Source organism: Chryseobacterium indoltheticum, assembly GCF_003815915.1.
Classification (GTDB): domain Bacteria; phylum Bacteroidota; class Bacteroidia; order Flavobacteriales; family Weeksellaceae; genus Chryseobacterium; species Chryseobacterium indoltheticum.
Window position 1 is genome coordinate 3,605,315 of the sequence record NZ_CP033929.1, and the last position, 23,175, is coordinate 3,628,489.

The following is a 23,175-nucleotide window of genomic DNA, read 5'->3' on the forward strand; positions in this document are numbered from 1 at the left end:
GATTATGGGTTTGTTGCAATTACATTGGTATTAATGGTTGCAATCATCGCTTCTACAGCATCTGCATATGCGCTGTGACCGCTTCCGAATGTTTTAAGATTCATTCCTTCATTATCCGGAATGTACCCGAAAATTTCGTTTTGTTCGCCTAAAGCTCGTGGAACGGCACCTGTAAGACCGCCAAAAAGCGCCAGATTATTCAGTCCGGGAATTCTTGAAATTGCAAGAGTCGATAAAAGACCTTCTCTGTTATTCTGAAGTGCATTAAGAATATCATTACTGGTACTGTAATTGGTGATATTGGAAGTAGATCCTACCGCATTGTTTTCATCTAAAAAATCTAAAGTATTTTGGTGCACACCTCGCGTGTTGAAAGTATAAGCCGGTAATCCTGTGTAATAAGACGCCATTGCACTATTTCCTCCACCCAAAGAATGTCCTGTAAAAGAGACATTTCCGTTGGTTGCTTGGTTCATTTTATCTGCCAGACGCATTGTTTTTTCGATCTGTGGGGTCTGAGCACCAAAAGCCTGCCCGCCATCTTCTATAAACCAGTCATGATAAAACTGCATCCCTTTAGGTTCTGACCCTCTGAAAGCTACAAAATACTCTCCTGTAGTATTATTTTTGTATAAAGAAGCGTAAAATCCATCGTCACGATTCGTATTAAAATCTTCAGGAATAAAATTTCCGGGACCAAACATGTCGTCTAGCACTGCCTGGTCATCAGTATTCATTCTTGTATACTCACCAATTTGTGCTGCTTCATCAGAATTATCATTATAAGAATCCTGCGCCATCGATGCAGCGTTACTTAACTCTGTAATCTTAGCAGGTGTAGGAAGATGAAACTTGACCGTTCCACCCAAAAAACAATTAAGCGTAGAATTTTGAAGAAGAGGTTTTTTACCTTCAACTTTTACTTTTTGATGCGTATTCGTCCAGTCACTTCCTTTGGTAAGAAATGAACAAATATTAAGACAATCATCAATAAGTGCGCTTCCAGCCCAAGCTGCAGCAGCCAAAACAAACAATCCACCACCAAATGCAGCGGCGATTCCGACTCCGGCAATAGCTCCGGCAACCATCATCTGCGGACAGATAAAATTGTCTTTGAAACGATCATCTTCTGTCGCCATCAGTTTGGAACCATTTTTTAGATAAACGCTCGACTGAGAACTGACTCCTATCCCGATCAGCCGTCTTCCGCTTGTACACATGAGCGGAGTTTCTTGTGCGATATACAGTTGACTCATATTGTTTATGTTATTAGTTGAATATGATACCTGCAGACATACAGCATTTTTTCGTTTAGCTTTTCCTTTACATGAAATACAATTTCTGATAATACGGAATCGAGATTATAAATATATTCTCCCTCCAGCATCAAATCATATTCTAAAGGAATATTTAAAGCTTTCTGATAATTATTAGCATAAATTTCATCAAAATCGCCGGTGTGACTTTTAAGTTTTCCTCCGATATTCATCTGAAATTTATCTTTATTATCTACAAACTGATAGTTTGTATCGTACACTATTTTCTCTCCCGGAAAAAGGGTCGAAAGAAATTCTCTTTCTTTGAATTGACCTTCATTTGTGAAATTGACTCCGGTATTCGGAAACGGATAGAAAAGTATCTGGTAAATAAGATTTGCTTTAATATTATCATCAATCCTCTGAAATTCTTTATCATAAATATTGATGATTTCGTTGTAAGATTCTTTTACCAATTGCAGAAAACGAAGTTCTTTTCGTTTGATCTCTTCCCATTTCTCAATAATTTCCTCATCATTTTCAATCTTTTCAATCGTTTTATCTTCGCTGAGAAGTAAGGCAAGATTTTCAGTTGCTTTATTTACCTTATCCAGAATTTCGTAGAAAGGTTTCATCTGTGCATCGAAACGAATATATTTTTTATCTGAGATCAGAATATCAATATGCTTGTATTCTCCGGGAATAATTTCCCAGATTTCTTCTGTTTCTGTTTCGTTTGCTTTTCCGTTGCCTAAGGTAAGGTATGACTTGACGTTAACAGAATATTTTCCGTTTCTGTACCAAGCATATTTAAATGAATTTAATTCTTGAATTTCGTTTACTTCACTTTGATTCATAACCGGAAAGTTTTGAAATTAAGGATGATTTAAAACAAAAATGGTAGTATATTGAAAATGTGTATGAATAGTTTTATTCATACACATTAATCATTTCATAAGAGAGAAATTATACTCCCGGCCAGATGCCTTCGTATGCAGCTCCACCATAGTTGATTTTTTCTGCACTTACTACAAAGCTGATTAACATAGAGTTTTGATCTATTGCATCAAAATCTACTTCGTGCTGAATAACGTATCCGTTTTCCCAGTTAAGAGTAATCAAAGTACCTTCTTCGTGAGATTTGTTGAAAGTAATTTCACCAGTTGTTGGCTTATATTTACCATTAAGCAAACTTTCAAGAATTTCAGATTTCTCTGTTGCTTCGATCGTTAATTTGATGATAGCGTTGGAAGGATCTGATGCTACACGCCCTGAAACGTCTGTAGATCTAGATACGCTGTAATTAAGCTTTAGTAATTTTTGTCCTTCGCTTCCGTTGAATTTTAAGATTCCTCTTGAATTGTCTGCCATGTTTTGTAAATTTTAAACAGTTAATATTTTGTGATTTGGTTGTTATTTCTAATCCAAAGATAGAGCCATTGATTTCTTTTGGAACTATAAATATGATAAATCTCAGTTTTTGTAGTAATACTACGATTTTGTGTAGTAGTTCTACTACTTTCGATACGAACATAAGAAAACCCCTTCGTACAAAGAGGTTTTGAGCTATTTTAAATAAAATTATCTCTTGAATATGATTAATTTTAAGGAATTTTAAGAAAAAAACATTTATTCAAAGCAATTTGTTGATTAAATTATCTGGCTTAGTTGCATTTATTTAATTACAGGATGCCCAATAACCAATCTAGCACCTTTTTCCTCTTGGCTTCCTTTAAATAACGCCGCTAGTTTGTAAACATACCCTTTATCAGCATATCCCGTAGGTGTTGGTACGATAAAAAATTCTTCAATTTTTTTGGTCTTCCAGGTTTTACCCCTGTCGTCACTCCAGGCATAACTAGAATATGGTTTATCATCTATCAAAGTATAAAAAAAATCATCATATGTGTTTATATAATATTCATCTGGTAAGGAAATATACTGCCCTTTATCTAAATAACAAATACCACTTTTCGTACTATTCTGCTCTGATCCGAAATAATAAGCAATGAGTTTGCTATTTTTTTCATCTTTTCGAATATAAGCCAATTCCATATTTTGTGGTACAGCTAAATTTTCAAGTAATGTTTTTTTTCCATCTTTTAAGTTCAATTCATAGACATTAATATTATTTTCAATAAATAATACCGTTTCATCAGAAGTCATCACAGCATTGAAATCAGGATTTAGATCAAAATATATCCAATTTTCACCACCATCATTTGTATATCTATATTCATAAACAAAATCATTGCCTTTCTTGACTGAAAACACAGCAATACCCGCTTTTTGTGAGTAAAAGTTTATATTTGATATATTTCCTTCATCTTCTTTAAAAATCTCAGTCCATGAATCTCCGAAATCATTTGACTTATACAATATACTTGATCGTTCGCTTGAAGTAGGAAATCTATTAGTATCTACTATAATAAATACCTCATTATCTAAAGAAAAACCTTCTTTAACAGTACCTTTTCCGAAAGCATTTTTTTTCCAAGAATTTCCAAAATTTTTTGTGCTATAAACAATTGCATTATAATTATCATGATTTTCTTCGCTATCATCTCCTAGTAAAAAAAATACATCCTTATTATGATTAAGTATTTGATTAAAATTATATCTACTTAATGCATCAAAATAAGTATTAAATGGCTTTTCGCCTTGTATTTTATTAAAATCTATTATTTTCCAATCCATTTTTGATTCACTATTATTTTGACAAGAAACTAAACTTACACTGAGAATAATTATGCATAAAAAATATGATTTAGTTAAAAATTTCATCCCAATATTTTTTTAGATTATTTTTTGTACTCTCAACTGCCTGTTTTGTATCAGTCTTTAATTGTTCCCAAGAAGATTTTGTTACACTTCCATAATTCATATTTTTAGCCATAATCCAAGCTTGTTCCCATGTTTCTGCTCCCATCCACTCTTTCATTTCTGGTGTAAGAAGAATTCTTATTAAATCCTGGGCAGGCAGTTTTGACATCTCAAGAGGATTGTAAGCATCCGGATGTGTTGCAAATGCAAAACTCTGAAATTTAGTATTATATAGTTCTATATTTGTATAAAATTTTTCAACTTTTTTCCCAGTTTTATCAATTATTGTTTTGCCATCTTTTTTAGTAAGACTATTTTTAATGTTGTAAGATGTATTATATTTAGAAATAAAAAACTTATCAACTACTCCCATTTCCATATAATCTTGTAGCTTTTTTTTGGCCTGATTCAGCCAAGTCTGTCCATGTTTTGTTAGTTTCGGCATCAATTCATTCGTAAATGAAGTACAATATTTATAGCCATAACTCCCGTTAGGTGTAGGAATTACCGTTTTATTTGCTTTTGAATAGTGAGGAAGCATATTGTCTTTCTTTAATCTTTCTTTTTCAGCAGCCTCTATTTCTACATGTCCATCTACGTTTCCAAAGATACTAAGTCTCATCTGAGCTAAAACTTTGAGACGTATTACTGCTTTCTCATACTCAGATAATTTACCTTTTTCCTTTATATCCCTTAAAGGACCATAATAGTATACGGGAGGAGTATGTATACAATCAGTATGTCGATCCATAAAATTTTTCATACGATTTACATAATAATCACATGCTCCTTTTCCAATAGCTGCAGGAGTATAATTACAGGTTTTAACCCCTAAATTCTCCGGTTTTCCAGATATACCATAGCTTACTCCTTTGGTTTCTCCTTTTTCAGTAACCATTTCAGCAGCATTGTATATAATATTACTTTCAGAAAAAATATTATAATCTTTCTCAATAACTTCTACTATCTTCCCTTTTACAATTCGTGTTCTACTCATAATCAGATGATGTTAATAGTTTTTACTTCGTTCACCACTGTTATTCTGAACTTCTTTTTGGGCATGTTTACTTATAGAACCATTTGAAGTGGTTTCAACTCCCTGATCAGAATTAACCACAGTTTTGCCTTGCTTCACTTCACTTGTAACATCTCCTTCAATCATTTCCGTCAACTTTCCTGTAATAAACATGCTTGTATCTCCAATTACAGAAGTCATTTTCATAGCTCCCACACTTTGGGTAGCGTTTAATCCTATACTTTGGGTTCTGTTCATTCCAATAGTATCAGACTGATCCATTCCTACACTCGTTGTCATATTTTCAGATACATTAATAAACATATTCTTACAATTCAGCGTCATCGTCTCTGGAGCGGTGATATTGATATTACTTCCCGTAGTATCCAGATGAATTTCGTTGCCTGATTTATCTGTGATAATAATACTTTCATCCTCTGTGAAAACTACCTTATGACCGCTCCTTGTCATGATAGATTTTACTCGGTTGTCTGCAAATCCTCCCAGCGCCGTTCCACCATGAAACATTCCTCCCATCACGAAAGGTCGATCAGGATGATTGTGTACGAAATTCACCATTACCTGATCACCAACTTCCGGTATGGCAACATAACCTCGGTTTTGGGTGATTTGGTCGGTTCCTCCTGCATCGGGACTCATCATTCTTATAAAATGAGTAGTATCGTTTGTTTGCCAGTCAAATCTTACCTGAACTCTTCCCTGTCCTTCCGGATCGGTATTTGAAATTACAGTGGCAATTTGTGGTTGAGCAATTGGTATTGCGAATTCCGGCTTAGGTAAAAATCCTGTATCAGATGCAATTCCCTGAAAACTTCCGGTGTAATGACCGATGGTATCAATCTCATGCGTTGTTTCTGTAACCATGATTTTTGTGAAATAGGATGTTTCATTCGTATCCGGTTTCCGCATTTCGATATCGACACTGCATCCCGGATGTAAAAAAGGAACTGTTGTAGAACCTGAAACACTGAAGACATTCACGCCTTCACTTCCTGATGTGCTTTTTTGGGAGTATTCAACATCCAAATGGGTGGTTGCTTTTATCGGAGCAACTCGTAATGATGGTGTTTTAAAAATAGCATCATTGTGCTGATACGCTGTTTTTGCCAAATCTCCAACATGTTGAATCGGAGTAGAACCCGATGTCAGTTTTTCATTTTTATTGCTGTTGTAACCGTAAAATTGTGGTTTCGTATGAACTGCTTTTAATTCGACCTTTATGTCATTCGCGCTACTTCCGTAGGTTAATTTGATCGGTTGATTTTGTGGAGGTAATTTTCCAAAATGAAGAACTTCACCGTCGTAATAAAACTGCTCGCCATACGCTTCTGCCATTCTCGCCAGATAGTTATAATGGGTTTCATCATACTGACTGCTGTAAATGATTTGAGAATAATCATTTGTATCGATTCTGATATCAAAACGGCTTTTATCTAAACCCTGCCTAATCACTTCTTCAGCAATAATTCCCATATTGACAGCCTGATTTCCACCAAAGCTCTGAATATGCGGTGCCCCATCCAATAAAATAGTCGGGCTGTAACCCGATAAAATAATATTTCCCAAGCTCATTTTCTCCTGACTGAAACCTACGCCGGTGATGACACCGACAAAAGTACGTTCCGGACTGTTTTCAATGTCTTTATAAGAAATAACGGCCGTTAATCTTTTGCCTAAAAACTTATTCGCTTCTTCTAAAGTATGGGTTTGGCGGTCGCCTAAAGTATCGTGAGCTAATGTCAGCGTAAATTCGTGATGTTTCTGAGAACTTTGGGTAAGCTTGAAATGCTTGTAATATTTGATCACCTTACCTTCAATGACCAAAGATAATTTTACCAAGCGGTTGATCCCGGTATGGTGATTCTCTGAGATCCCGGCCGCATTCTGTGATGGGCGGAAAGCGGAACCTCCGTTTTTTTCTAAGGTATTCATATTGTTGTGATTATGTGGTGGATTAAAGATATTAAATTTTATTTATTCATTTAAATTTTAAGTTATAAATTTTTTATATTCAGGCTTTTAGCTATCTGTTTACTGGTAAGAGTGTGATATTTTACTGAATTCTTATAAAATAGACTCAATCGCAGCCCTGCTTGAACGGAGCTCTTTTTTATTTTTGGTAGCTAACCAATAATAAAAAAAGCGGGAGTGGAAGAAGGATCAGCTGCCATAAAAAATAAAGTTGTACAAAAATCAACACTGAAATATACGATGAACTGAAAAAGACCGTCTTTTCGGACAGTCTTTTTTTGAATCTCTAATAAACCTTGATGAATTGCTGTTATACTGTCGGCCAAACTCCTTCGTAAGCAGAGTTTCCGTAGTTGATTTTCTCAGCACTTACAACAAAGCTGATCAACATTGAGTTTTCGTCTACTGCGTCGAAGTCTACCTCATGCTGAATTACGTAACCGTTTTCCCAGTTTAAAGTAATTAGAGTTCCTTCTTCGTGAGATTTGTTGAATGTAATTTCACCAGTTGTTGGCTTGTACTTTCCGTTTAACAATGACTCAAGGATGTCAGATTTTTCTGTTGCCTCGATCGTTAGTTTGATAAGCGCATTTGATGGGTCTGATGCTACTCTACCTGAAACGTCTGTTGATCTTGAAACGCTGTAGTTCAGCTTTAATAATTTTTGACCTTCGCTGCCGTTGAATTTTAAGATTCCTCTTGAATTTGCTGCCATGATAAGTAAATTTTAATCGTTAGTATTTTTTGTGATTTCTATAACCCAAAGATAGATACACCAATAATATCTTTAAAATTTTAGAATAATTATTTCGAAAATTGTAGTAATTCTACGATTTGATGTAGTAGAACTACGACAATTTATAACCCCTACCAGTTTTTTAACAAATATTACCGAATTTTAATATAAAGTTTACACTTTTTGGAATGATAATTGGGTATGGATTAAAACACCATAAAAATAAAATATTATGAAAAAGTTAATGTTATTTGCCTTCGGAATAGGCTTAGTTGCCGCAAGCTGCGGATCAAAAGAACCACGGATGTCTTCAGAAAACAAGGACTCAATGACTGTTACAGCAGATTCTACGACAAGCATAGACTCAACCTCTACGCCAATGCAAAGCCCGGACACTATGAAAATGCCGGTAGACACAGCGGCAGCACCAATGAAATAAGAAATAGATCTTATAAAAACATAAATCTGCTGATAATTTCGGCAGATTTTTTATATTTGATTAACTAACCAATATGCTTTAAATATGAAAAAATTAGGAATAGCAATGCTTTTAGGCTTAATAACTTTAGGAAGCTGCGCAGACAAAAAAGAAAACAGGGAAGAATATAAAGAAAATCACAATAAAGATTCTTTGAGAAATATATCAGGTGATACAGCAGCAGCACATTCTGAGCCTACCCAAGCGGAAACTGATACTCCAAAACCTTTACGGGACACTGCCGCCTCGCCAACCGATTACAGCAGTAAAGAGTCAAAACCCAATACCTCGGTAGGAGGCTCAAGATAAAAAAGCAAATCCGTAGAAAATTCTATGGATTTTATTTTTTAATTATTTCTAAAATGCTTGTCTGCAATTCTCATATTTTATAACTTTTTGTATTTCTTTACTAAGTTTAAGCCTGCTTTTGCGTTAAATTGTGAATTATAAGTAAAAGCGGAGATACATAATTTCTAAAATGATCCTCTTATTTTTATTAAAAAGAGAATAATTATTTAACTTAATTATTACATTTGTATCCAACAAAAAAAATTCATGAAAAAAACAGCAATATTATCATTCCTTTTCTTTGCAGCACTTGCACTTGCACAAGGAATTAAATTTGAAGAAGGCAGTAACTTCAAAACCATTTTAGCGAAAGCAAAAAAAGAAAACAAACTTGTTTTTATTGATGCTTATGCAGTTTGGTGTGGCCCTTGTAAATTGATGGTGAAAAATATTTTCCCGTTAAAACCAGTTGGTGATTATTACAACGCCAACTTTGTCAATGCAAAAATTGACATGGAGAAAGGTGAAGGTATTGATCTGGCAAAAAAATACAATGTGAAAGTATTCCCAACCTATCTTTTCATCAATGGTGATGGTGAAGAAGTTCACAGAACCATAGGATATGTTGAAGAAAAAGATTTCATCCAGTTTGCAATGGATGCAGGAGATCCAAATAAAAGACTAACAGCTTTAAAGCAAAAATTTGAAAAAGGAGAAAAAGATTCTGAGTTCCTTTTAAATCTTGCCGGATTAACGGTTTATAATGATACAGAATTTTCTAACAAAGTTTTGGAACGTTATTTTGCTGCAAAACCTGCAATCACTCAGGATAATCTACAGCTGCTTTTACAGGCTATGAAAAGTACAGACGGTGCACCTTACAAGATTTTTACAGAAAGAAAGGCTGATATCCTGAAAATAATTCCTGAGAAAAACGTTGAAAGCATTGATAAAAACGTGAAGGTAAATACGGTAATGAGCAAAGCTTACAACACAACAACAAAAAAGTTGGATGAAGCTTATTTCCTTGCAGAAACTCAAAAGTTCATGACTAAAGATGAAGCAGAGAACCTTTTGAAAAGAGTAAAAGCAAGCAGAGCTTTGAAAGATAAAGATTTTGCAACCTATGAAAAAATCACTATTGAACTGAATAAAGATACTTCGGCTTTAAGCGCAGACCAACTTAATTCTTTAGCTTGGAATTTCTTTGAAAATGTTACCACTAAATCTTCTCTTGAAACTGCTGTAAAATGGGCACAGGAATCTGTAAATAAGAATGAAAATTATGCAAATACAGATACTTTGGCAAACCTTTACAACAAAATTGGAGACAAGAAAAATGCTAAAATCTGGGCACAGAAATCAGTAGATCTTGGAAAAGCAGCGGGTGAAGATACTGCAGACACAGAAAAATTATTGAAGAGCCTTTAATCTTTAATTTTAAAACATAGAAAATCCGAAGAACGAATAGTTTTTCGGATTTTTTTTATTTTTTTTTGCCACGAATGCACGAATAAAACCTTTATTTTAGATGAATAATTCGTGCATTCGTGGCATCTATTTTACAATTTAATACTCAAACAAAATGCTTCCCCACGTAAAACCACTTCCGAAAGCTGAAAGGAGCACTAGATCGCCTCGTTTGATTTTTCCCAGTTCAATCGCTTCATTTAAAGCAATCGGAATAGAAGCTGCTGTTGTATTTCCGTACTTCTGAATATTATTATGGATTTTTTCATCTGGCAAACCAAATTTCTGCTGTACAAACTGTGCAATCCTTAAATTTGCCTGATGCGGAATAAACATATCAACATCTTCAATTGTTTTTCCTGCCTTATCTAAAGCTTCCTTCATGGTTTCAGGAAATCTTGTCACCGCATGTTTAAAAACGAAATTCCCATTCATGATCGGGTACACTTCTTTATCGGTTACATTTTCAGGCTCTTTTCTCATTCTGTCGCTCCACCCGTATTTTGATCCCGGAAACTGCGTGCACAATTCATCGGCGTATTTCCCTTCAGAATGCATATTCATTGCTAAAATATCTCCTGCATTTGCATCTTCTGTTGCAGAAAGCACAATTGCTCCTGCTCCATCACCGAAAATGACAGAAACACCTCTTCCCTGATCAGAAAAATCAAGTCCGAAAGAATGAACTTCAGCGCCTACAACCAAAATGTTTTTATACGTTCCCGATTTTATAAATGCATTCGCAACGCTCATCGCATAGACAAATCCTGAACATTGGTTTCTCACATCCAAAGCTCCGATCGTATCACAACCCAACATATCCTGAAGCAAAACACCAGATCCCGGAAAATAATAATCCGGAGAAAGCGTGGCAAAAACAATATAATCAATATCTTTTGCCGTCAAACCAGCTTTTTCCAACGCTTTTTCAGAAGCTTTGAAACCAAGATATGCCGTCGTTTCCTGAGCATCATTTCGGTTTATTCTGTGTCTTCTTTCTTTTATTCCGGTACGCTCGGTAATCCACTCATCATTGGTGGTCATTAGTTTTGCTAAATCATCATTGGTGACCACATGATCCGGAACATGAAATCCGATCCCTTTTATTGTACTTTTAATCATATAGTTTTCTAATTTTGGTAAAGATAAAATTTATTTCATACATCATATTTCAAATTAATAGTATTTTTACTTTATGCCTATTGACACAATATACAGAGATTCGGGATGCGAATGGATAGACGTGGAAGCGCCTACACAAGAAGACATGAAGTACCTTCATGAACGCTACGAAATCAACAATCTTCTTCTGGAAGATACTTTAGACCCCAATCACTTACCCAAATACGAAGCCGACGGAAATGTCAAATTTTTTCTTTTGCGTGAAAGCACCGAGCTGGAAAGGAAAAACCTTAACACCATAAGTGATATCAGTACAAAAATCGGGATATTCCTTGTAGAAAATACTATTATCACTGTACACAGGCTGAAAACTAAAAGTATTACGGAAACCAAGAAACAGCTTTCGGCAAGCCAGGAAAACTGTTCTCCCGATAAAGTTGCGTTGATGATTGCTCTGGTCATTATGAAAAGTTTTGATGATGAATCGCTGAGCTTATTTGAAACGATGGATAATATTGAAAACGAAATTTTCCTTAAAAACACCAATCATACCAATCAAATCCGCAGGTTGTATAAGCTGAAAAGAAAATCGGGCCTAAATTCGAGGGTTTTAACGATTTCTACAGATGCTGTTGATAAATTTAAACTCCTCAATCTTCCTGATTCTGAATTTGTAGATCTAAAAGATAAACATAAAGATGTAGTTGCCGATTTTGATCACCTCAACATTCAGATTACCAACTTAATTTCGATGTTTCTGGCGCTTTCTGATCAGAAAGCCAATCAGGTAATGAAAGTTTTGGCCATCTATTCGGTTTACTTTTTACCCATTACTTTTATTGCCGGTTTATACGGAATGAACTTCGACAATATGCCCGAACTGCATACAAAACAAGGATATTTTTACACTTTAGGGACAATGGGAGTGATTGTAATCTGTACATTTATTTATGCAAGGAGAAAGCAATGGTAATTCATTTTAAACTTATTAGTCCTTTTTGTCATTCCGCAGGAATCTCAGCAGAAAAAATTTTAAGTATTTAGATTCCTACGGAATGACAAACTGAGTGTAGATTTTTTTTAATAATTAATCGAAATTCAACATCAAAAACACCACACCAAACCATGAAATCCGAAACCCTCCAAAAAATTCTTGATGAAGATATACTTTCTCAGGAATCCAAAGAAAAGCTGAAAGCACTGCACGAAAATATTTCGAAAAGAGAATTTTCTGATCTTCTGGATGCTGAAGGAAACCAGTATATAGAATTTGTACAGGAAGGAGGCGGTGTTTGGGGAAGTGCCTTGGTAGGATATCTCTACGGACTCGAAATATTCGGAATCCGTTTTCTGAAAGTGGCCGGAACCAGCGCAGGAGCAATTAATACCATGTTGATTGCAGCTTGCAAAACGAAGGAAGAAGCCAAAAGCGAAGTCATTAAAGAAATACTTTTTAACTGGAATTTTGCTGATTTTATGGATGGAAAAAGCTATGTAAAAAGTACCATTCATGCGATGCTCAACAATAAGAATTTCTTTAAAATCAATTTAATTATTACGGTTATTCTGACGGTTGGATTAATAAGTTTACCGTTTATTCTTTCCTCTGAAACAACAAGAGAAGCCAAGCTGTATTTTCTGATTCCGCTTGTTCCTCTGATTATTTTGGTCTTAATTCTAAAAAAACTATACCTGAATTTCCAGAAAAGCAACAGCGGACTCAATCCCGGAAATGTGTTTGAAGACACCATGAAAAATATACTCAACGATTTCGGAATAAAAACGGTCGCAGAACTCAATAAAAAATTCATTCAAAAGGAATATGAGCTCAATCTCAATTACCGCTACGGCAACGGAATGGAATTTTACACCAATGCGTTAAACGGAATTGAAGAAATAAAAATGAATAATCTGGAACACATTGATGAAACACAATACAGAATCTATTTTGAAGGCATCGAAAACAACGATTATTATAAAAACAATCCGTTTTATCAGTTGAAATCTGAATATATGGTTATCACAACCGACATCAACGCCAAAATAAAAGTACAGCTTCCTATTATGGCGAATCTTTACTGGTCTGAAGAAGAACTGAAACACATCAGTCCAGCTGAATTTGTGCGTGCTTCGATGTCTGTTCCTTTCTTTTTTGAGCCGATGCAAAAGCTCATCAACAAAGACGATGATTCTGTACAATACGCCTGGAAATTCTGGATGAATACCTCAAAAGAAAACATTTATTCTGTCGGGATTTTTATCGATGGCGGAAGTATTTCAAATTTTCCGATCGATCTTTTTCATGTGACCGATATTTTCTATCCAAGACTTCCACTCTTTGGAGTACAGTTAACGAGTGATTCGGCAATCAATGAAGAGAAAGGAAAAACGAGCGAGCAAATTCTTAAAACGCCCCTTTCCTACGCCGGAAATATCATCGAAACTCTTAAAGGTTTTAATGACAAATCTTTCCTGACCAAATATTCATTTTACAATCTGTACAGCATTAAAACCGTGAACTGCGGAACGAGTAGCTGGCTTAATTTTTTTATGAAAAGAGAAGAAAAAGAACAGCTGTTCAACGCCGGATTTGTTGCCGCTCTTGATTTCCTCAATCAATTTGACTGGACAGAATACAAACGTGAAAGAATGATGGTTGCGATGAAAGAGAAAAAGATTTTGAATGAAGAGGATACACCGACGGTGGGGTGATTTTTGGGTTGGAGAGTTGGAGCGTTTTAGGGAGGGAGTGAATTTGTTATGCACAAAAAACTTTGTCATTCTGAATGAAGTGAGGCGAAATGAAGAATCTCTACGATAAATCAAAGAAGTATCTCAAAATAGATTTGCAGTAATTTTACATAAATCCCCGCTCCCAATAGTGCGAGCGTCTCGCTTGTGCTCTACATTACATAAAACAGTACATGCTAAAATGTATACTGTTGTAAAAAATAAAATCATTCAGTTATTAGGAGCATCATTTCGGTTAAGAACTATACATTTTCGGTGAAATACCCAAACGATTCGGTTGTTTAGAAATATGATTCGGCTCAGAACCATAACCTTTGGGTTTAAGACGTAAACGATTCGGTGCAGAACCCAAAACGATTCGGTTCGGAACCACAAATTTTCGGTTAAAGACCTGGTCGATTAAGTCGACAACTGAAACGATGGTCAAAACAACCGCAAACAACCATTACAGAACCGAAACGGAAGTATAATTTAGATTAACGCCAACATTAATAATTATATAAGTTCTGTACAACACTTCAAAAAATCTATAAACAATCATTCCATTAAAAAAAAATCCTCAAACGATTTGTTTGAGGATCATTAATTTTAATTAGACCTATACACTTTCAGATTCTGGTGTCTCGGTATCGGGCTTTTTAGGAGCGCTACTTCTTCCGAAAAACTGTTTCAAATCTGCTTGTTTCGTTTGAAAGCCTGATGCAGAACTTCCCGCTTTATAGCTTGTAAATGCATAATCTTCGAGTGCCGCATGATAATTGTCGTAATCGTGAAGCGTCTTGGCATCTACCAGTTTTGTAACCAGACTATTGAACCTGGAAATCATTCCTTCCAGATTTCTCCGAGAGTTGTAATCATCTTCAAATTCCTGCCAATCCAGATCAGGTGCGCTGAGGTTGGGTTGGTTTTTATTGTAATCGTACACTTTGTTGACCAAAAGTTTGTTTTGCTCATTAATGCTTCCGTAGCGTTTGCGGTCTTGCGGAGAGAGATTGATATTAAAATCTTCAAGAGCTATCTCAAGAGTTGTAATTGCATCAAGAATAGATGCCAGTTTTGCATTGTCTAAATGCGTGTTGTTTAAATTTGTAATTCCCATCATTTATGATTTTAAATGTTAGTATAAAAATCGCTTTGTGTTTATTTAGGTTTGAACTAAATTAATGATTTTTTTGATATGAAAATGAGAGTGTTGTGAAATTATAAATTATTATATATGTAACCCGTTGTGCATTTTGAATCATTATCTTTAGAAAATAAGTGAAACGGCTTTGTTGCCGCACTCGATTTCCTCAATCAACTCGACTGGACAGAATACAAACCCGAAAGAATGATGGTTGCGATGAAAGAAAAAAAGATTTTGAATGAAGAAGATACACCGACGGTGGGGTGATTTTGGGTTGGATTTCAGTATTAACGTAGATTTGAAATTAGCAAAGTAAATAAATAATGAAACAAGACGTAGTAGCAATTATTATTCAATTTGAAAAAATTAGATTAGATTATAAAGAAATTTACTTCAAAAATAACTTATCTGATAAAAAATTTGATGGGCAATTTATTAATCATGTTGATAAGACAATAATATTTTTAAACCTAAATCTTCAAAACTTTGCAGATAATATACTTAATAAACAAATATTTGACAGAATACTTCCTACAGATTCAATAAATGACTATAATTCAGTACTGCAGAATTATTATACCCAAACCAAATCCTCATTCATTTACAATTTCGTATCAATAGTTGAAAATTACTTTCGCAACATTTATAATGTAATATTTCCTAATAATAAAACTCGCCAAATTACAATTTCTAAAATTTTAAAAGATATTTTCAATTATTTTGGGATAGCCGAAAGTGATGAATGGAATGCATTATCAATACTATTAAAAATTAGAAATACAATACATAATAATGGTTATTATTGCTCAAAAAATGAAGTGATTAATTATAAAAGGTATATAATAACTTTCATTAATGGTCAACCTCACACTGCTGCTCACTTTGAAATTTTAGCAGATATTCTTGTAGATATAAAAAATTTATTTTTAATAATCCATTCGAAAATAAAAATATAACTTATTATTAATAATTGAGATTCTTCCTTCGTCAGAATGACAAATTGGGTTTATATTTACTACCAGAAATTAATCTATACAACCCTATGATTACCAAAATAGACCTAAGGGAATCTTTAAATATTGTTAATTCAGAGACAACCACTGAAACAGAAGTATTTCAAAATAAAACGCTGCGTCCCATTTTGAAACTTCAGAATGATCTGTATCTGTCAATGTTTACAAACTATGCTCTGCGGCAAAAAGCAGATTTCGGATCTCTGTCAGTTTCAAAAAAACAAATATTTATCGAACAGAGTGTACAAAAAGACGCTGTGCTGAAAAACACTTTTATCGGCATGACCATCGGAATGTTTACTTTAGAGGAGATGGAAGTCTATCAATCTGACAGCAAAGTTTTTAATAAAAGAATCATTACGATGTTGATAGAACGATTGAAAAGCCAAATTGAAAAAAAATAAATAAAAATGACATACATCTGCGAATGCTGTGGCAAAGAAAAAGAAGATTGGCCTGCAATAACGTACAAATTTCCAATTCCTTACATGAAGCTTTCAGAAGAAGAATTAGGAAACACTGAAGTAAGTTCCGACTTTTGTATTATTAAATATCCTGATGAAACAAGTTATTTCATCAGAACAGTTTTAGTACAGGAAGTCAGCGATAGTTGCCAGGATTTAGACTATGGAGTTTGGGTTTCATTGAGCGAGAAAAGCTTTAATGAATATGTTGAAAATTATGATAATAAAGAATTTGAAAGTGGATGTTTTGGTTGGCTTGCCAATTATTTGCCTGACTATGAATTTAATCATCCAATACCAATGGATGTTTACATCAACAATCAACAAGGAAGACCATTAATCTATCCGCATCAAAACCATGAGCATATTTTTGTTGATGACTTCTATAAAGGAATTACAAAAGAAGAAGCTGAAAAAAGAATTAATAAAGTTTTGAATAGATCATAAAATGAAAACAAAACAACTTTACAAATATTTGCTCATTATCGGTGGCTCAATGATTCCATTGTCAATAATCATGTTTGTTTTTGGGATCTCAATGTTTACAGCACGGGGAGATTTTTCCAGCTTTGTCATTCAACTTTCACAATTCTGTTTTATTTTCTGGATACCCGTTTTTGTGTTAGGAATTATTTTATTGATAATTGGTTTTATAATTAGGAAAAGAAATTAAATTCAAAAGCCTACCCTTTCCTCCACATCGGATCATGCTTTAAGATCGCCTCATTCACAATGCAATCTTCTGCGTGCGCACCTTTTAGAAAACCAATGCTCATTAAAAACTCATTCACGATTTCACCGCCTGTAAATTTGAACGTTTTTTTGAACAATTTCATCCATTCTTGTAAAGCTTTGGGGTGATGATGCTCCAGCCATTTCTCAAAAGAGCCGAATTCTTTTTGCAGTTCTATAATGGTTTTTGCATTTTCGATGGCTGCGTTTACTTTCAATTTGTTTCTGATAATTCCGGGATCGCTTAATAATCTTTCACGGTCTTCTTGAGTGTAAGCAGCAACTTTTTCGATATTAAAATTATCGTAAGCATTTCTGAAACCTTCTTCTTTCTTTAAAATCGTTTCCCAGCTCAATCCTGCCTGATTGATTTCCATAATTAACCTTCCAAACAATTCATTATCATCATGAATCGGAAATCCGTAATGATTGTCGTGATATTTTTTGTGCAGCTCTTTTCTGCTTTCGGGCTGCATTTTTTCGACTGCTGAACAATAACTCATTAGAATAGGTTTTCTGTTTTGGTTAAAAATTTATTTAATGCGTCTTTGATATCAATTCCGGTGCGATCTGCCAAAACAATAAGCCACCAGATATTTTCACCCAATTTATGCTCAAGTTCGGCTTCAGAATTCTGTTTTGACCAGGTCTTTTCGTGCGACATCACATTTCTGCCCACCAATCCGGCATCAGTAAGATACGCCAAAGCATCTTGCTCCAGTGTCCACTCGCTTCCATTTTGCTGAACTTCTAACTCGTGATATTTTGTTCTGATTTCTAAAGAGCGTTCTATGATTTTATCTAAATTATTTTGATCCATTATTTTATTTTTGAAAAGTAAAGGTAATACAAACTGCTGACAAGTGTCTGTCAGCAGCGTTGTTTATTAATCATTATTTTTAAAATTGATCGAGAAAATCAAGATACAGTGGAACGCTTTTTTCAATCCATTCCGGAGAAATATTATGCTCCAAACCATAATAAACAAATGGTTCTTTATAATCTGCTTTCACATATTCAAAACTGAGTTCAAAAGGTCTTGTCAATTCTTTCATCGTGTATTTATATTTTCCTTCTGCACTGTAATCGTCAAGATCTACTCCTACAGATATTGCCAAAGCAATCTTTTTACCACCTACTTTGAATCCGCTTTTACTTCCGTAAGCCCAACCGTGCAAAAGCACTTCATCCATCCATTTTTTTAATAAAGGCGGGCTGCTAAACCAATAAAACGGAAACTGGAAAATAATTTTATCGTACGCTTCAATCAATTCCTGTTCTTTTTTAACATCGATATTTTCATCAGGATAACTTTCATATAACTCATGAACGGTATATTTTTCGGGAAACTTCTTCAATTCTTCCACCCATCTTTTGTTGATTAATGACTCTTCCATTTTTGGGTGAGTAACGATTACTAATGTTTTCATATTTTTAAATTTCTTTTTTTAACATATGACTTTTTTTAAACCGCAAAGAGTCAAAAGATTTTAGTCTGATTTAAGTTTTTCAAAAGCTAACAAAACAACTAATAAGTAAGGTTTTTACATTTTGTAAACTTTTGAATTTCTCTTTTTTCAATCATTTCTTTTGATGATTTTGCGGTAAAAAAGACGTTTAGTTTCTTATAAGGTTTAAATTTTCTTTTACAAAAATAATAGGTGTAACTTACATTTGGTATATTAGCAACCAATTGTATGGTACTATAAAAAATGTAAGTAATGACTAAAATAAAGGAAACTTCAACCAACTTTGCGAATAAAAAAGCACTCACCGATGAATGTCCTGAATTGTATGCTTCAAAATTAATTGGCGGACAATGGTCACTTGCCATCTGCAGTTATCTGATCAACGGAAAACTGAGATTCGGAGAACTAAGGAAAAGTTTGGGAAATATTACAGAACGCATGCTTACGCTTCAACTTCGAAGACTGGAAGAGGATAAAATTATTACAAGAACCGTTTTTGCAGAAGTTCCGCCAAGAGTGGAATATGAATTAACAGAAATCGGATATCAGCTAAAACCCGTTATCCAGGAGTTGGAAAAATGGGGAATTATGCACAAAGAAAGCATTTAAATTGTTAGTTTGAATCTTCAGCTATCTAAACACCGCTTCTTTAGTCTTTAACCTGAAAATTTCCTTTGCATTAAAAATAATAACCGCTAAAAATATAATAGCGTAAGACAAAATCTGTAAACCTCCAAGAGCTTCGTGATACACTGCTCCTGCCAAGATAAAGGCAATGATTGGATTGATATTAAGAATCATTCCCACTTTTGAGGAGGCAATTCCTGATAAAGCATACAAATTCAGCAACAAAGGGACAATCGTGTACATCACCGCAATAATTTCAATATAAAAATAGAACGTAAAATCTGTAGGAATAGACCCTGAATATTTAGGAAAAAACGGCAACAAGATCAATGCTGATAAAATCATGTGAAAATTGAGAATCAGAAACTTATCAAATTTCTTGTTGGTACTTTGCACAATGAGGTAACACGCATAAGTAGAGCCAATCAAACTGCTGTACAACATATCAAGAAGATTCGAATACGACAGCAAAACACATCCTACTCCACTTAAAAATACCGAAAGCCATTGTAGTTTTGTCAGTTTTTCACGAAGAATAAAAAAAGCAAGAATCGTTGTAATAATCGGACATACAAGGTAAGCAACTGACGTCGCTCTCACGCTGATATGATTCATCACATAAATAAACGAAAACCAATTTCCCGTGAGCAAAATACTGCTTAAAACGTTTAAACCTATTATTCTGTATTTACTTTTCTGAGAAATACTCTTAAAATATTTTAAATTTTCTTTAAGCTTTGCTCTTCTGAAAAGAATCGTTACCAGCGACATAATCAATGCACAGCTGAAAACTCTGTAAAAAAGTATATCTAAAGATGCATAAGAATGCAACGGTTTTAAAACCAGACTGAATGTTCCCCAGGTTGCGAAAGCAAAGATGGCGGCTAAATAATATTTGAGATTCTTCAATTGAAGTAAAAGTGTTTTTATTGCTTTAAAAAGAGACAAAGATAAGAATAAGGAAGCTGCGATTAATGTTTCAATATGATGTTTAAAAATATTTTTCTACTATTAAATTCATGTATAATGGAAATATTTGCAGCCCTCTTAATTTTGAAAACCGTAGTTTTGTACGAATGTCAAATATAAAACTCCATATGAAGATATACAAAGCAGTTGTAATGTTGCTTGTGGTGGTGTTTTCGTTATCTCCCTGTTCATTAAAGAGAAATGTTTTAGATATTTTTGACATTCAGCACATCAGTGCTCTCAACAAAATAAAAACCACAGCACCCTCATTTTCCGGTTGCGAAAGTTTTAATTCTTCTTCGAAAATTTCCGTTTCAAAAGCAGATTTTAAATTTAAAGGAATTGCACTTTCAGATTTTTTACAATCGGTAAATTTAAATTCTGAGAAGCCTATTTTTTCTCAAAAATCGTATTCCGGAAACACTTCCGGGAACAGTCCTCCAAAGTATATTTTATTTAAAAGATTGAAACTGGATATGGTTTAGAATAAGTTCTAATCATTTTTAACACCAACTTTTAAATAAACTTCAATGACAAAAAATATGACCAATCAGCCCACTGACATGGCTGGTTTATATACATTATCAATCCGCCTCGTAATTGGCTGGACCTACTTTTCAGCTTTCTGGCGCAGACTTATTCTAGAAAACAAACTTATTCCTGATGAAGCCGGATATATCGGCGAAAAATTCAATCATTTCTTACCGAATGCTTTAGGAATAAAACCCATTATTGAATATCTGGTTACTCATCCTGATGCGCTTCAAACCTCAATGGTCAGCTTCACCATCATTGAAGCGATCGTAGGATTATTTATTATTTTGGGACTCTTCACAAGATTAATGGCTGCAGGAGTTTTTGCTTTGGCAATGGGAATTTTGCTAGGTTCCGGATGGATAGGAACGACCTGTTTAGATGAATGGCAAATAGGAGTTCTCGGAATCGCCTGCGGCTTTACGCTTTTTCTTACGGGTAGCGGAACTTATTCTTTAGACCAATATTTTAAAAATAAAAAATACAGCTTCACTCAGAAAAAATGGTTTCAATGGCTCGGTTCGGGTGCATTTCCTCTTAAAAATTCTAAACGCTTTGTACTTGTAGGTTCGTTGCTTATTTTTGGATTGACTTTATACACCAATCAATATTTTCATGGCGGTATTTTTGGAACTTTGCATAATAAATCTGTGAAGCCCAAAGTTGAAATTTCCAATATAAAAATGAATCAGTCGCAGGTAAAATTTGAGGTTTACAGAACAGAAGGTGTAGACGTTTATGGTTCTTTTCTTATCGGAATCGATTTATTAAATGAAGAAGGAGAAGTTATTCAGTCAATGAATGGAGCTGAACTTTCAAAATTCTCTAAAGAAAAAATCCATAATCATTATGTAGCAAAAGTAAAGCCCGGAAAACACAGTTTAATTATTCCGTTAGGCTCAAAAGCTGATTTAACGATCGATTTGAAAGATAATTCTTCTTCAATCGAAAAAATATCGCTGATAAAATTAACTGATATCAGTGGCACAGAATGGATTGCGAAAATCAAATAAATTTTGCTTAAAATTTTATGATATTTATCCGTTTTCTGAATATGATAAAATATTAATATCCAGAAAACGGTTTTATTTTGTAAATTTATATTACTAATCATTCAAAATCTTATTATGAAAAACTCAATTCTTCTCCTTTTTGTACTCACATTTTTAAGCTTCGAAAATTTTGCAAAAGCCCAGAAAATCTCTGATGGTGAAACTGCGGATGTAAACGGAATGAAAGTGAGCTTTAATATTACCAACAAAGAAAGTGTACAAGTTGGCGGAAAAACTTTTGACCGCTACAAAGTGTCGGCTTCGGTAAAAAACACGTCTGATAAATCTTACAATATCAGACTTACCTCTTACCCACAAATTGTAATGGATACCGGAATTGTAGAACTCGATTGCGTGAACGCTACAGGAGCAAAACTAACTTCAAAAAAGATTCAGCTTAAAATGAAAACTCAGTTGATAAATGCATCGTACACCGCTTACGACAAATCGGGAAAAATGGTTACCAACATCTTGCCTGTGATCGGTAGTTATTATTTTGATTCCGGAGAAACTATTACTGATAATGCTATCTTTATTGTTCCTCAAGGCGAAAAACCGGAGGTGAATGTAAGAAGTTTGAGATAATTTTTTGAAAAAAATACCAATAAAAAACACCTCTGCAGTACAGAGGTGTTTTTTCGTATAATAAAATTAATATTAATTATAATTCTAGGAAACTGTGTGCTACCGCAACTTCTTTGGTTCCGCTTCCTTGTATAGTGTCTGTTTCTGCAACCTCACCATCTATATAGATTGATATGATCAGTTTAGAATCAGCATTTAAAAGGTTGGCATTGGCAGCTAAATTTAATTGTGACTGGCTAGAGTTTACAAAAAACTCACCGCTTGTCCAAACCAAACCAGGAGAATCATACAATGTTTCCTGTTTTGTTCCTACCTGCGTAATAATCGTTTTGAAAGTACTAACAGGAGGAGTGGGAGCTGTACCACCATTAATAATTTTTGCTTCAAACTGTACCAAGTGATCCTGAAACTGGTCTTCGTCATCATCATCTTTACAAGAATTAAAAACAGAAGCTGCTGAAAATAATATCACTGCTAAAAATGAAAGTCTAAGTAAATTTTTTGATTTGTAAAATTGCTTCATTTCTCCAAATAGATTTTTTAATGGTTCAAATATAGGTTTTTTATCAATATAAAAATAATTATTATGAAAATTTTCCAACATATATTTCCAAATAATATCAAATCAACAAAAGACTCCGTATACCTTTTAGGATAGAGATTCTTTACCATA

The 23,175-nt window shown here is 34.1% G+C and carries 25 protein-coding genes; 11 read left to right on the forward strand and 14 right to left on the reverse strand.

Annotated elements, in window-relative coordinates; translation table 11 throughout:
• Positions 1 to 2 precede the first annotated feature (2 nt).
• The 7 genes from EG358_RS16625 to tssD (EG358_RS16655) form a co-directional block, all read right to left on the reverse strand.
• Positions 3 to 1,256: a PAAR-like protein gene (locus tag EG358_RS16625; protein WP_076562776.1), complete on the reverse strand. Its 1,254-nt coding sequence runs from the start codon at positions 1,254 to 1,256 to the stop codon at positions 3 to 5.
• A gap of 5 nt (positions 1,257 to 1,261) precedes the next feature.
• The gene (locus EG358_RS16630; protein WP_076562774.1) at positions 1,262 to 2,113 is read right to left on the reverse strand and encodes a hypothetical protein; all 852 of its coding nucleotides are present in this window, start codon (positions 2,111 to 2,113) and stop codon (positions 1,262 to 1,264) included.
• Between the two features lie 109 nt (positions 2,114 to 2,222).
• Positions 2,223 to 2,627, reverse strand: coding sequence for a type VI secretion system tube protein TssD (gene tssD, locus EG358_RS16635; RefSeq protein WP_076562771.1), 405 nt, complete (start codon positions 2,625 to 2,627; stop codon positions 2,223 to 2,225).
• A 303-nt stretch (positions 2,628 to 2,930) separates the two neighbouring features.
• Entirely contained in the window at positions 2,931 to 3,953 is a 1,023-nt protein-coding gene (locus tag EG358_RS16640) for a WD40/YVTN/BNR-like repeat-containing protein (protein ID WP_123890146.1), read from the reverse strand.
• A gap of 70 nt (positions 3,954 to 4,023) precedes the next feature.
• Entirely contained in the window at positions 4,024 to 5,076 is a 1,053-nt protein-coding gene (locus EG358_RS16645) for a hypothetical protein (RefSeq protein WP_076562767.1), read from the reverse strand.
• 12 nt (positions 5,077 to 5,088) lie between these two features.
• On the reverse strand, positions 5,089 to 7,047 hold the full coding sequence (locus tag EG358_RS16650; RefSeq protein ID WP_076562762.1) for a type VI secretion system Vgr family protein: 1,959 nt from the start codon (positions 7,045 to 7,047) through the stop codon (positions 5,089 to 5,091).
• 349 nt (positions 7,048 to 7,396) lie between these two features.
• Complete coding sequence (gene tssD / locus EG358_RS16655) at positions 7,397 to 7,801, reverse strand: type VI secretion system tube protein TssD (protein WP_076562759.1); 405 nt, start codon at positions 7,799 to 7,801, stop codon at positions 7,397 to 7,399.
• 544 nt (positions 7,802 to 8,345) lie between these two features.
• On the opposite strand from tssD (EG358_RS16655), the gene EG358_RS16660 reads away from it, so the two are divergent.
• Both EG358_RS16660 and EG358_RS16665 read left to right on the forward strand, forming a co-directional pair.
• Positions 8,346 to 8,609 (forward strand): hypothetical protein, encoded by a 264-nt coding sequence (locus EG358_RS16660; RefSeq protein WP_076562753.1) that lies wholly within the window; start codon positions 8,346 to 8,348, stop codon positions 8,607 to 8,609.
• A gap of 246 nt (positions 8,610 to 8,855) precedes the next feature.
• Positions 8,856 to 10,019, forward strand: coding sequence for a thioredoxin family protein (locus EG358_RS16665; protein WP_076562750.1), 1,164 nt, complete (start codon positions 8,856 to 8,858; stop codon positions 10,017 to 10,019).
• Between the two features lie 138 nt (positions 10,020 to 10,157).
• Here EG358_RS16665 and EG358_RS16670 read toward each other — a convergent pair whose 3' ends face one another.
• The gene (locus EG358_RS16670; protein ID WP_076562748.1) at positions 10,158 to 11,180 is read right to left on the reverse strand and encodes a 3-oxoacyl-ACP synthase III family protein; all 1,023 of its coding nucleotides are present in this window, start codon (positions 11,178 to 11,180) and stop codon (positions 10,158 to 10,160) included.
• A 73-nt stretch (positions 11,181 to 11,253) separates the two neighbouring features.
• On the opposite strand from EG358_RS16670, the gene EG358_RS16675 reads away from it, so the two are divergent.
• The gene (locus tag EG358_RS16675) at positions 11,254 to 12,153 is read left to right on the forward strand and encodes a magnesium transporter CorA family protein (RefSeq protein WP_076562746.1); all 900 of its coding nucleotides are present in this window, start codon (positions 11,254 to 11,256) and stop codon (positions 12,151 to 12,153) included.
• Positions 12,154 to 12,305: 152 nt separating this feature from the next.
• Complete coding sequence (locus EG358_RS16680) at positions 12,306 to 13,892, forward strand: patatin-like phospholipase family protein (protein ID WP_076562744.1); 1,587 nt, start codon at positions 12,306 to 12,308, stop codon at positions 13,890 to 13,892.
• Positions 13,893 to 14,529: 637 nt separating this feature from the next.
• Here EG358_RS16680 and EG358_RS16685 read toward each other — a convergent pair.
• Positions 14,530 to 15,033 carry a hypothetical protein gene (locus EG358_RS16685; protein WP_394337937.1) on the reverse strand — a complete coding sequence of 168 codons (504 nt, stop codon included), beginning with the start codon at positions 15,031 to 15,033 and terminating at the stop codon, positions 14,530 to 14,532.
• 347 nt (positions 15,034 to 15,380) lie between these two features.
• Here EG358_RS16685 and EG358_RS16690 point away from each other — a divergent pair, with 347 nt between their 5' ends.
• The 3 genes from EG358_RS16690 to EG358_RS16700 all read left to right on the forward strand — a co-directional run bounded on the left by EG358_RS16690 (position 15,381) and on the right by EG358_RS16700 (position 16,981).
• A complete protein-coding gene (locus EG358_RS16690) occupies positions 15,381 to 16,013 on the forward strand; it encodes a hypothetical protein (RefSeq protein ID WP_076562738.1) in 633 nt (210 codons plus the stop codon).
• Between the two features lie 86 nt (positions 16,014 to 16,099).
• A complete protein-coding gene (locus EG358_RS16695; RefSeq protein WP_076562736.1) occupies positions 16,100 to 16,474 on the forward strand; it encodes a hypothetical protein in 375 nt (124 codons plus the stop codon).
• Between the two features lie 6 nt (positions 16,475 to 16,480).
• Entirely contained in the window at positions 16,481 to 16,981 is a 501-nt protein-coding gene (locus EG358_RS16700; protein WP_076562734.1) for a DUF2199 domain-containing protein, read from the forward strand.
• A gap of 236 nt (positions 16,982 to 17,217) precedes the next feature.
• On the opposite strand, the gene EG358_RS16705 is transcribed toward EG358_RS16700, so the two are convergent.
• From EG358_RS16705 to EG358_RS16715, 3 genes are all read right to left on the reverse strand, one after another.
• Entirely contained in the window at positions 17,218 to 17,769 is a 552-nt protein-coding gene (locus tag EG358_RS16705; protein WP_076562730.1) for a DNA-3-methyladenine glycosylase I, read from the reverse strand.
• The gene (locus EG358_RS16710; protein WP_076562728.1) at positions 17,769 to 18,086 is read right to left on the reverse strand and encodes a nucleoside triphosphate pyrophosphohydrolase family protein; all 318 of its coding nucleotides are present in this window, start codon (positions 18,084 to 18,086) and stop codon (positions 17,769 to 17,771) included. Before EG358_RS16710 ends, EG358_RS16705 begins: the two co-directional genes overlap by 1 nt.
• 79 nt (positions 18,087 to 18,165) lie before the next feature.
• Positions 18,166 to 18,696 (reverse strand): NAD(P)H-dependent oxidoreductase, encoded by a 531-nt coding sequence (locus EG358_RS16715; protein ID WP_076562726.1) that lies wholly within the window; start codon positions 18,694 to 18,696, stop codon positions 18,166 to 18,168.
• A gap of 291 nt (positions 18,697 to 18,987) precedes the next feature.
• Here EG358_RS16715 and EG358_RS16720 point away from each other — a divergent pair, with 291 nt between their 5' ends.
• The gene (locus tag EG358_RS16720) at positions 18,988 to 19,344 is read left to right on the forward strand and encodes a winged helix-turn-helix transcriptional regulator (RefSeq protein WP_076562724.1); all 357 of its coding nucleotides are present in this window, start codon (positions 18,988 to 18,990) and stop codon (positions 19,342 to 19,344) included.
• Positions 19,345 to 19,365: 21 nt separating this feature from the next.
• Here the strand turns inward: EG358_RS16720 and EG358_RS16725 are convergent, their stop codons facing one another.
• Positions 19,366 to 20,271, reverse strand: coding sequence for an EamA family transporter (locus EG358_RS16725; protein WP_076562831.1), 906 nt, complete (start codon positions 20,269 to 20,271; stop codon positions 19,366 to 19,368).
• Between the two features lie 188 nt (positions 20,272 to 20,459).
• On the opposite strand from EG358_RS16725, the gene EG358_RS16730 reads away from it, so the two are divergent.
• From EG358_RS16730 to EG358_RS16740, 3 genes are all read left to right on the forward strand, one after another.
• Positions 20,460 to 20,816 (forward strand): hypothetical protein, encoded by a 357-nt coding sequence (locus tag EG358_RS16730; protein ID WP_076562722.1) that lies wholly within the window; start codon positions 20,460 to 20,462, stop codon positions 20,814 to 20,816.
• Between the two features lie 45 nt (positions 20,817 to 20,861).
• Positions 20,862 to 21,878 carry a TQO small subunit DoxD gene (locus EG358_RS16735; RefSeq protein ID WP_083677100.1) on the forward strand — a complete coding sequence of 339 codons (1,017 nt, stop codon included), beginning with the start codon at positions 20,862 to 20,864 and terminating at the stop codon, positions 21,876 to 21,878.
• 114 nt (positions 21,879 to 21,992) lie between these two features.
• A complete protein-coding gene (locus EG358_RS16740; protein WP_076562720.1) occupies positions 21,993 to 22,502 on the forward strand; it encodes a hypothetical protein in 510 nt (169 codons plus the stop codon).
• Between the two features lie 76 nt (positions 22,503 to 22,578).
• On the opposite strand, the gene EG358_RS16745 is transcribed toward EG358_RS16740, so the two are convergent.
• Positions 22,579 to 23,025 carry a hypothetical protein gene (locus EG358_RS16745; RefSeq protein ID WP_076562828.1) on the reverse strand — a complete coding sequence of 149 codons (447 nt, stop codon included), beginning with the start codon at positions 23,023 to 23,025 and terminating at the stop codon, positions 22,579 to 22,581.
• Positions 23,026 to 23,175: the final 150 nt, after the last annotated feature.

Coding starts and splice junctions, on each gene's coding strand:
- EG358_RS16625 (WP_076562776.1), bottom strand. CDS start 1,256: ATGAGTCAACTGTATATCGCACAAGAAACTCCGCTCATGTGTACAAGC.
- EG358_RS16630 (WP_076562774.1), bottom strand. CDS start 2,113: ATGAATCAAAGTGAAGTAAACGAAATTCAAGAATTAAATTCATTTAAA.
- tssD (WP_076562771.1), bottom strand. CDS start 2,627: ATGGCAGACAATTCAAGAGGAATCTTAAAATTCAACGGAAGCGAAGGA.
- EG358_RS16640 (WP_123890146.1), bottom strand. CDS start 3,953: ATGGATTGGAAAATAATAGATTTTAATAAAATACAAGGCGAAAAGCCA.
- EG358_RS16645 (WP_076562767.1), bottom strand. CDS start 5,076: ATGAGTAGAACACGAATTGTAAAAGGGAAGATAGTAGAAGTTATTGAG.
- EG358_RS16650 (WP_076562762.1), bottom strand. CDS start 7,047: ATGAATACCTTAGAAAAAAACGGAGGTTCCGCTTTCCGCCCATCACAG.
- tssD (WP_076562759.1), bottom strand. CDS start 7,801: ATGGCAGCAAATTCAAGAGGAATCTTAAAATTCAACGGCAGCGAAGGT.
- EG358_RS16660 (WP_076562753.1), top strand. CDS start 8,346: ATGAAAAAATTAGGAATAGCAATGCTTTTAGGCTTAATAACTTTAGGA.
- EG358_RS16665 (WP_076562750.1), top strand. CDS start 8,856: ATGAAAAAAACAGCAATATTATCATTCCTTTTCTTTGCAGCACTTGCA.
- EG358_RS16670 (WP_076562748.1), bottom strand. CDS start 11,180: ATGATTAAAAGTACAATAAAAGGGATCGGATTTCATGTTCCGGATCAT.
- EG358_RS16675 (WP_076562746.1), top strand. CDS start 11,254: ATGCCTATTGACACAATATACAGAGATTCGGGATGCGAATGGATAGAC.
- EG358_RS16680 (WP_076562744.1), top strand. CDS start 12,306: ATGAAATCCGAAACCCTCCAAAAAATTCTTGATGAAGATATACTTTCT.
- EG358_RS16685 (WP_394337937.1), bottom strand. CDS start 15,033: ATGATGGGAATTACAAATTTAAACAACACGCATTTAGACAATGCAAAA.
- EG358_RS16690 (WP_076562738.1), top strand. CDS start 15,381: ATGAAACAAGACGTAGTAGCAATTATTATTCAATTTGAAAAAATTAGA.
- EG358_RS16695 (WP_076562736.1), top strand. CDS start 16,100: ATGATTACCAAAATAGACCTAAGGGAATCTTTAAATATTGTTAATTCA.
- EG358_RS16700 (WP_076562734.1), top strand. CDS start 16,481: ATGACATACATCTGCGAATGCTGTGGCAAAGAAAAAGAAGATTGGCCT.
- EG358_RS16705 (WP_076562730.1), bottom strand. CDS start 17,769: ATGAGTTATTGTTCAGCAGTCGAAAAAATGCAGCCCGAAAGCAGAAAA.
- EG358_RS16710 (WP_076562728.1), bottom strand. CDS start 18,086: ATGGATCAAAATAATTTAGATAAAATCATAGAACGCTCTTTAGAAATC.
- EG358_RS16715 (WP_076562726.1), bottom strand. CDS start 18,696: ATGAAAACATTAGTAATCGTTACTCACCCAAAAATGGAAGAGTCATTA.
- EG358_RS16720 (WP_076562724.1), top strand. CDS start 18,988: ATGACTAAAATAAAGGAAACTTCAACCAACTTTGCGAATAAAAAAGCA.
- EG358_RS16730 (WP_076562722.1), top strand. CDS start 20,460: ATGAAGATATACAAAGCAGTTGTAATGTTGCTTGTGGTGGTGTTTTCG.
- EG358_RS16735 (WP_083677100.1), top strand. CDS start 20,862: ATGACAAAAAATATGACCAATCAGCCCACTGACATGGCTGGTTTATAT.
- EG358_RS16740 (WP_076562720.1), top strand. CDS start 21,993: ATGAAAAACTCAATTCTTCTCCTTTTTGTACTCACATTTTTAAGCTTC.
- EG358_RS16745 (WP_076562828.1), bottom strand. CDS start 23,025: ATGAAGCAATTTTACAAATCAAAAAATTTACTTAGACTTTCATTTTTA.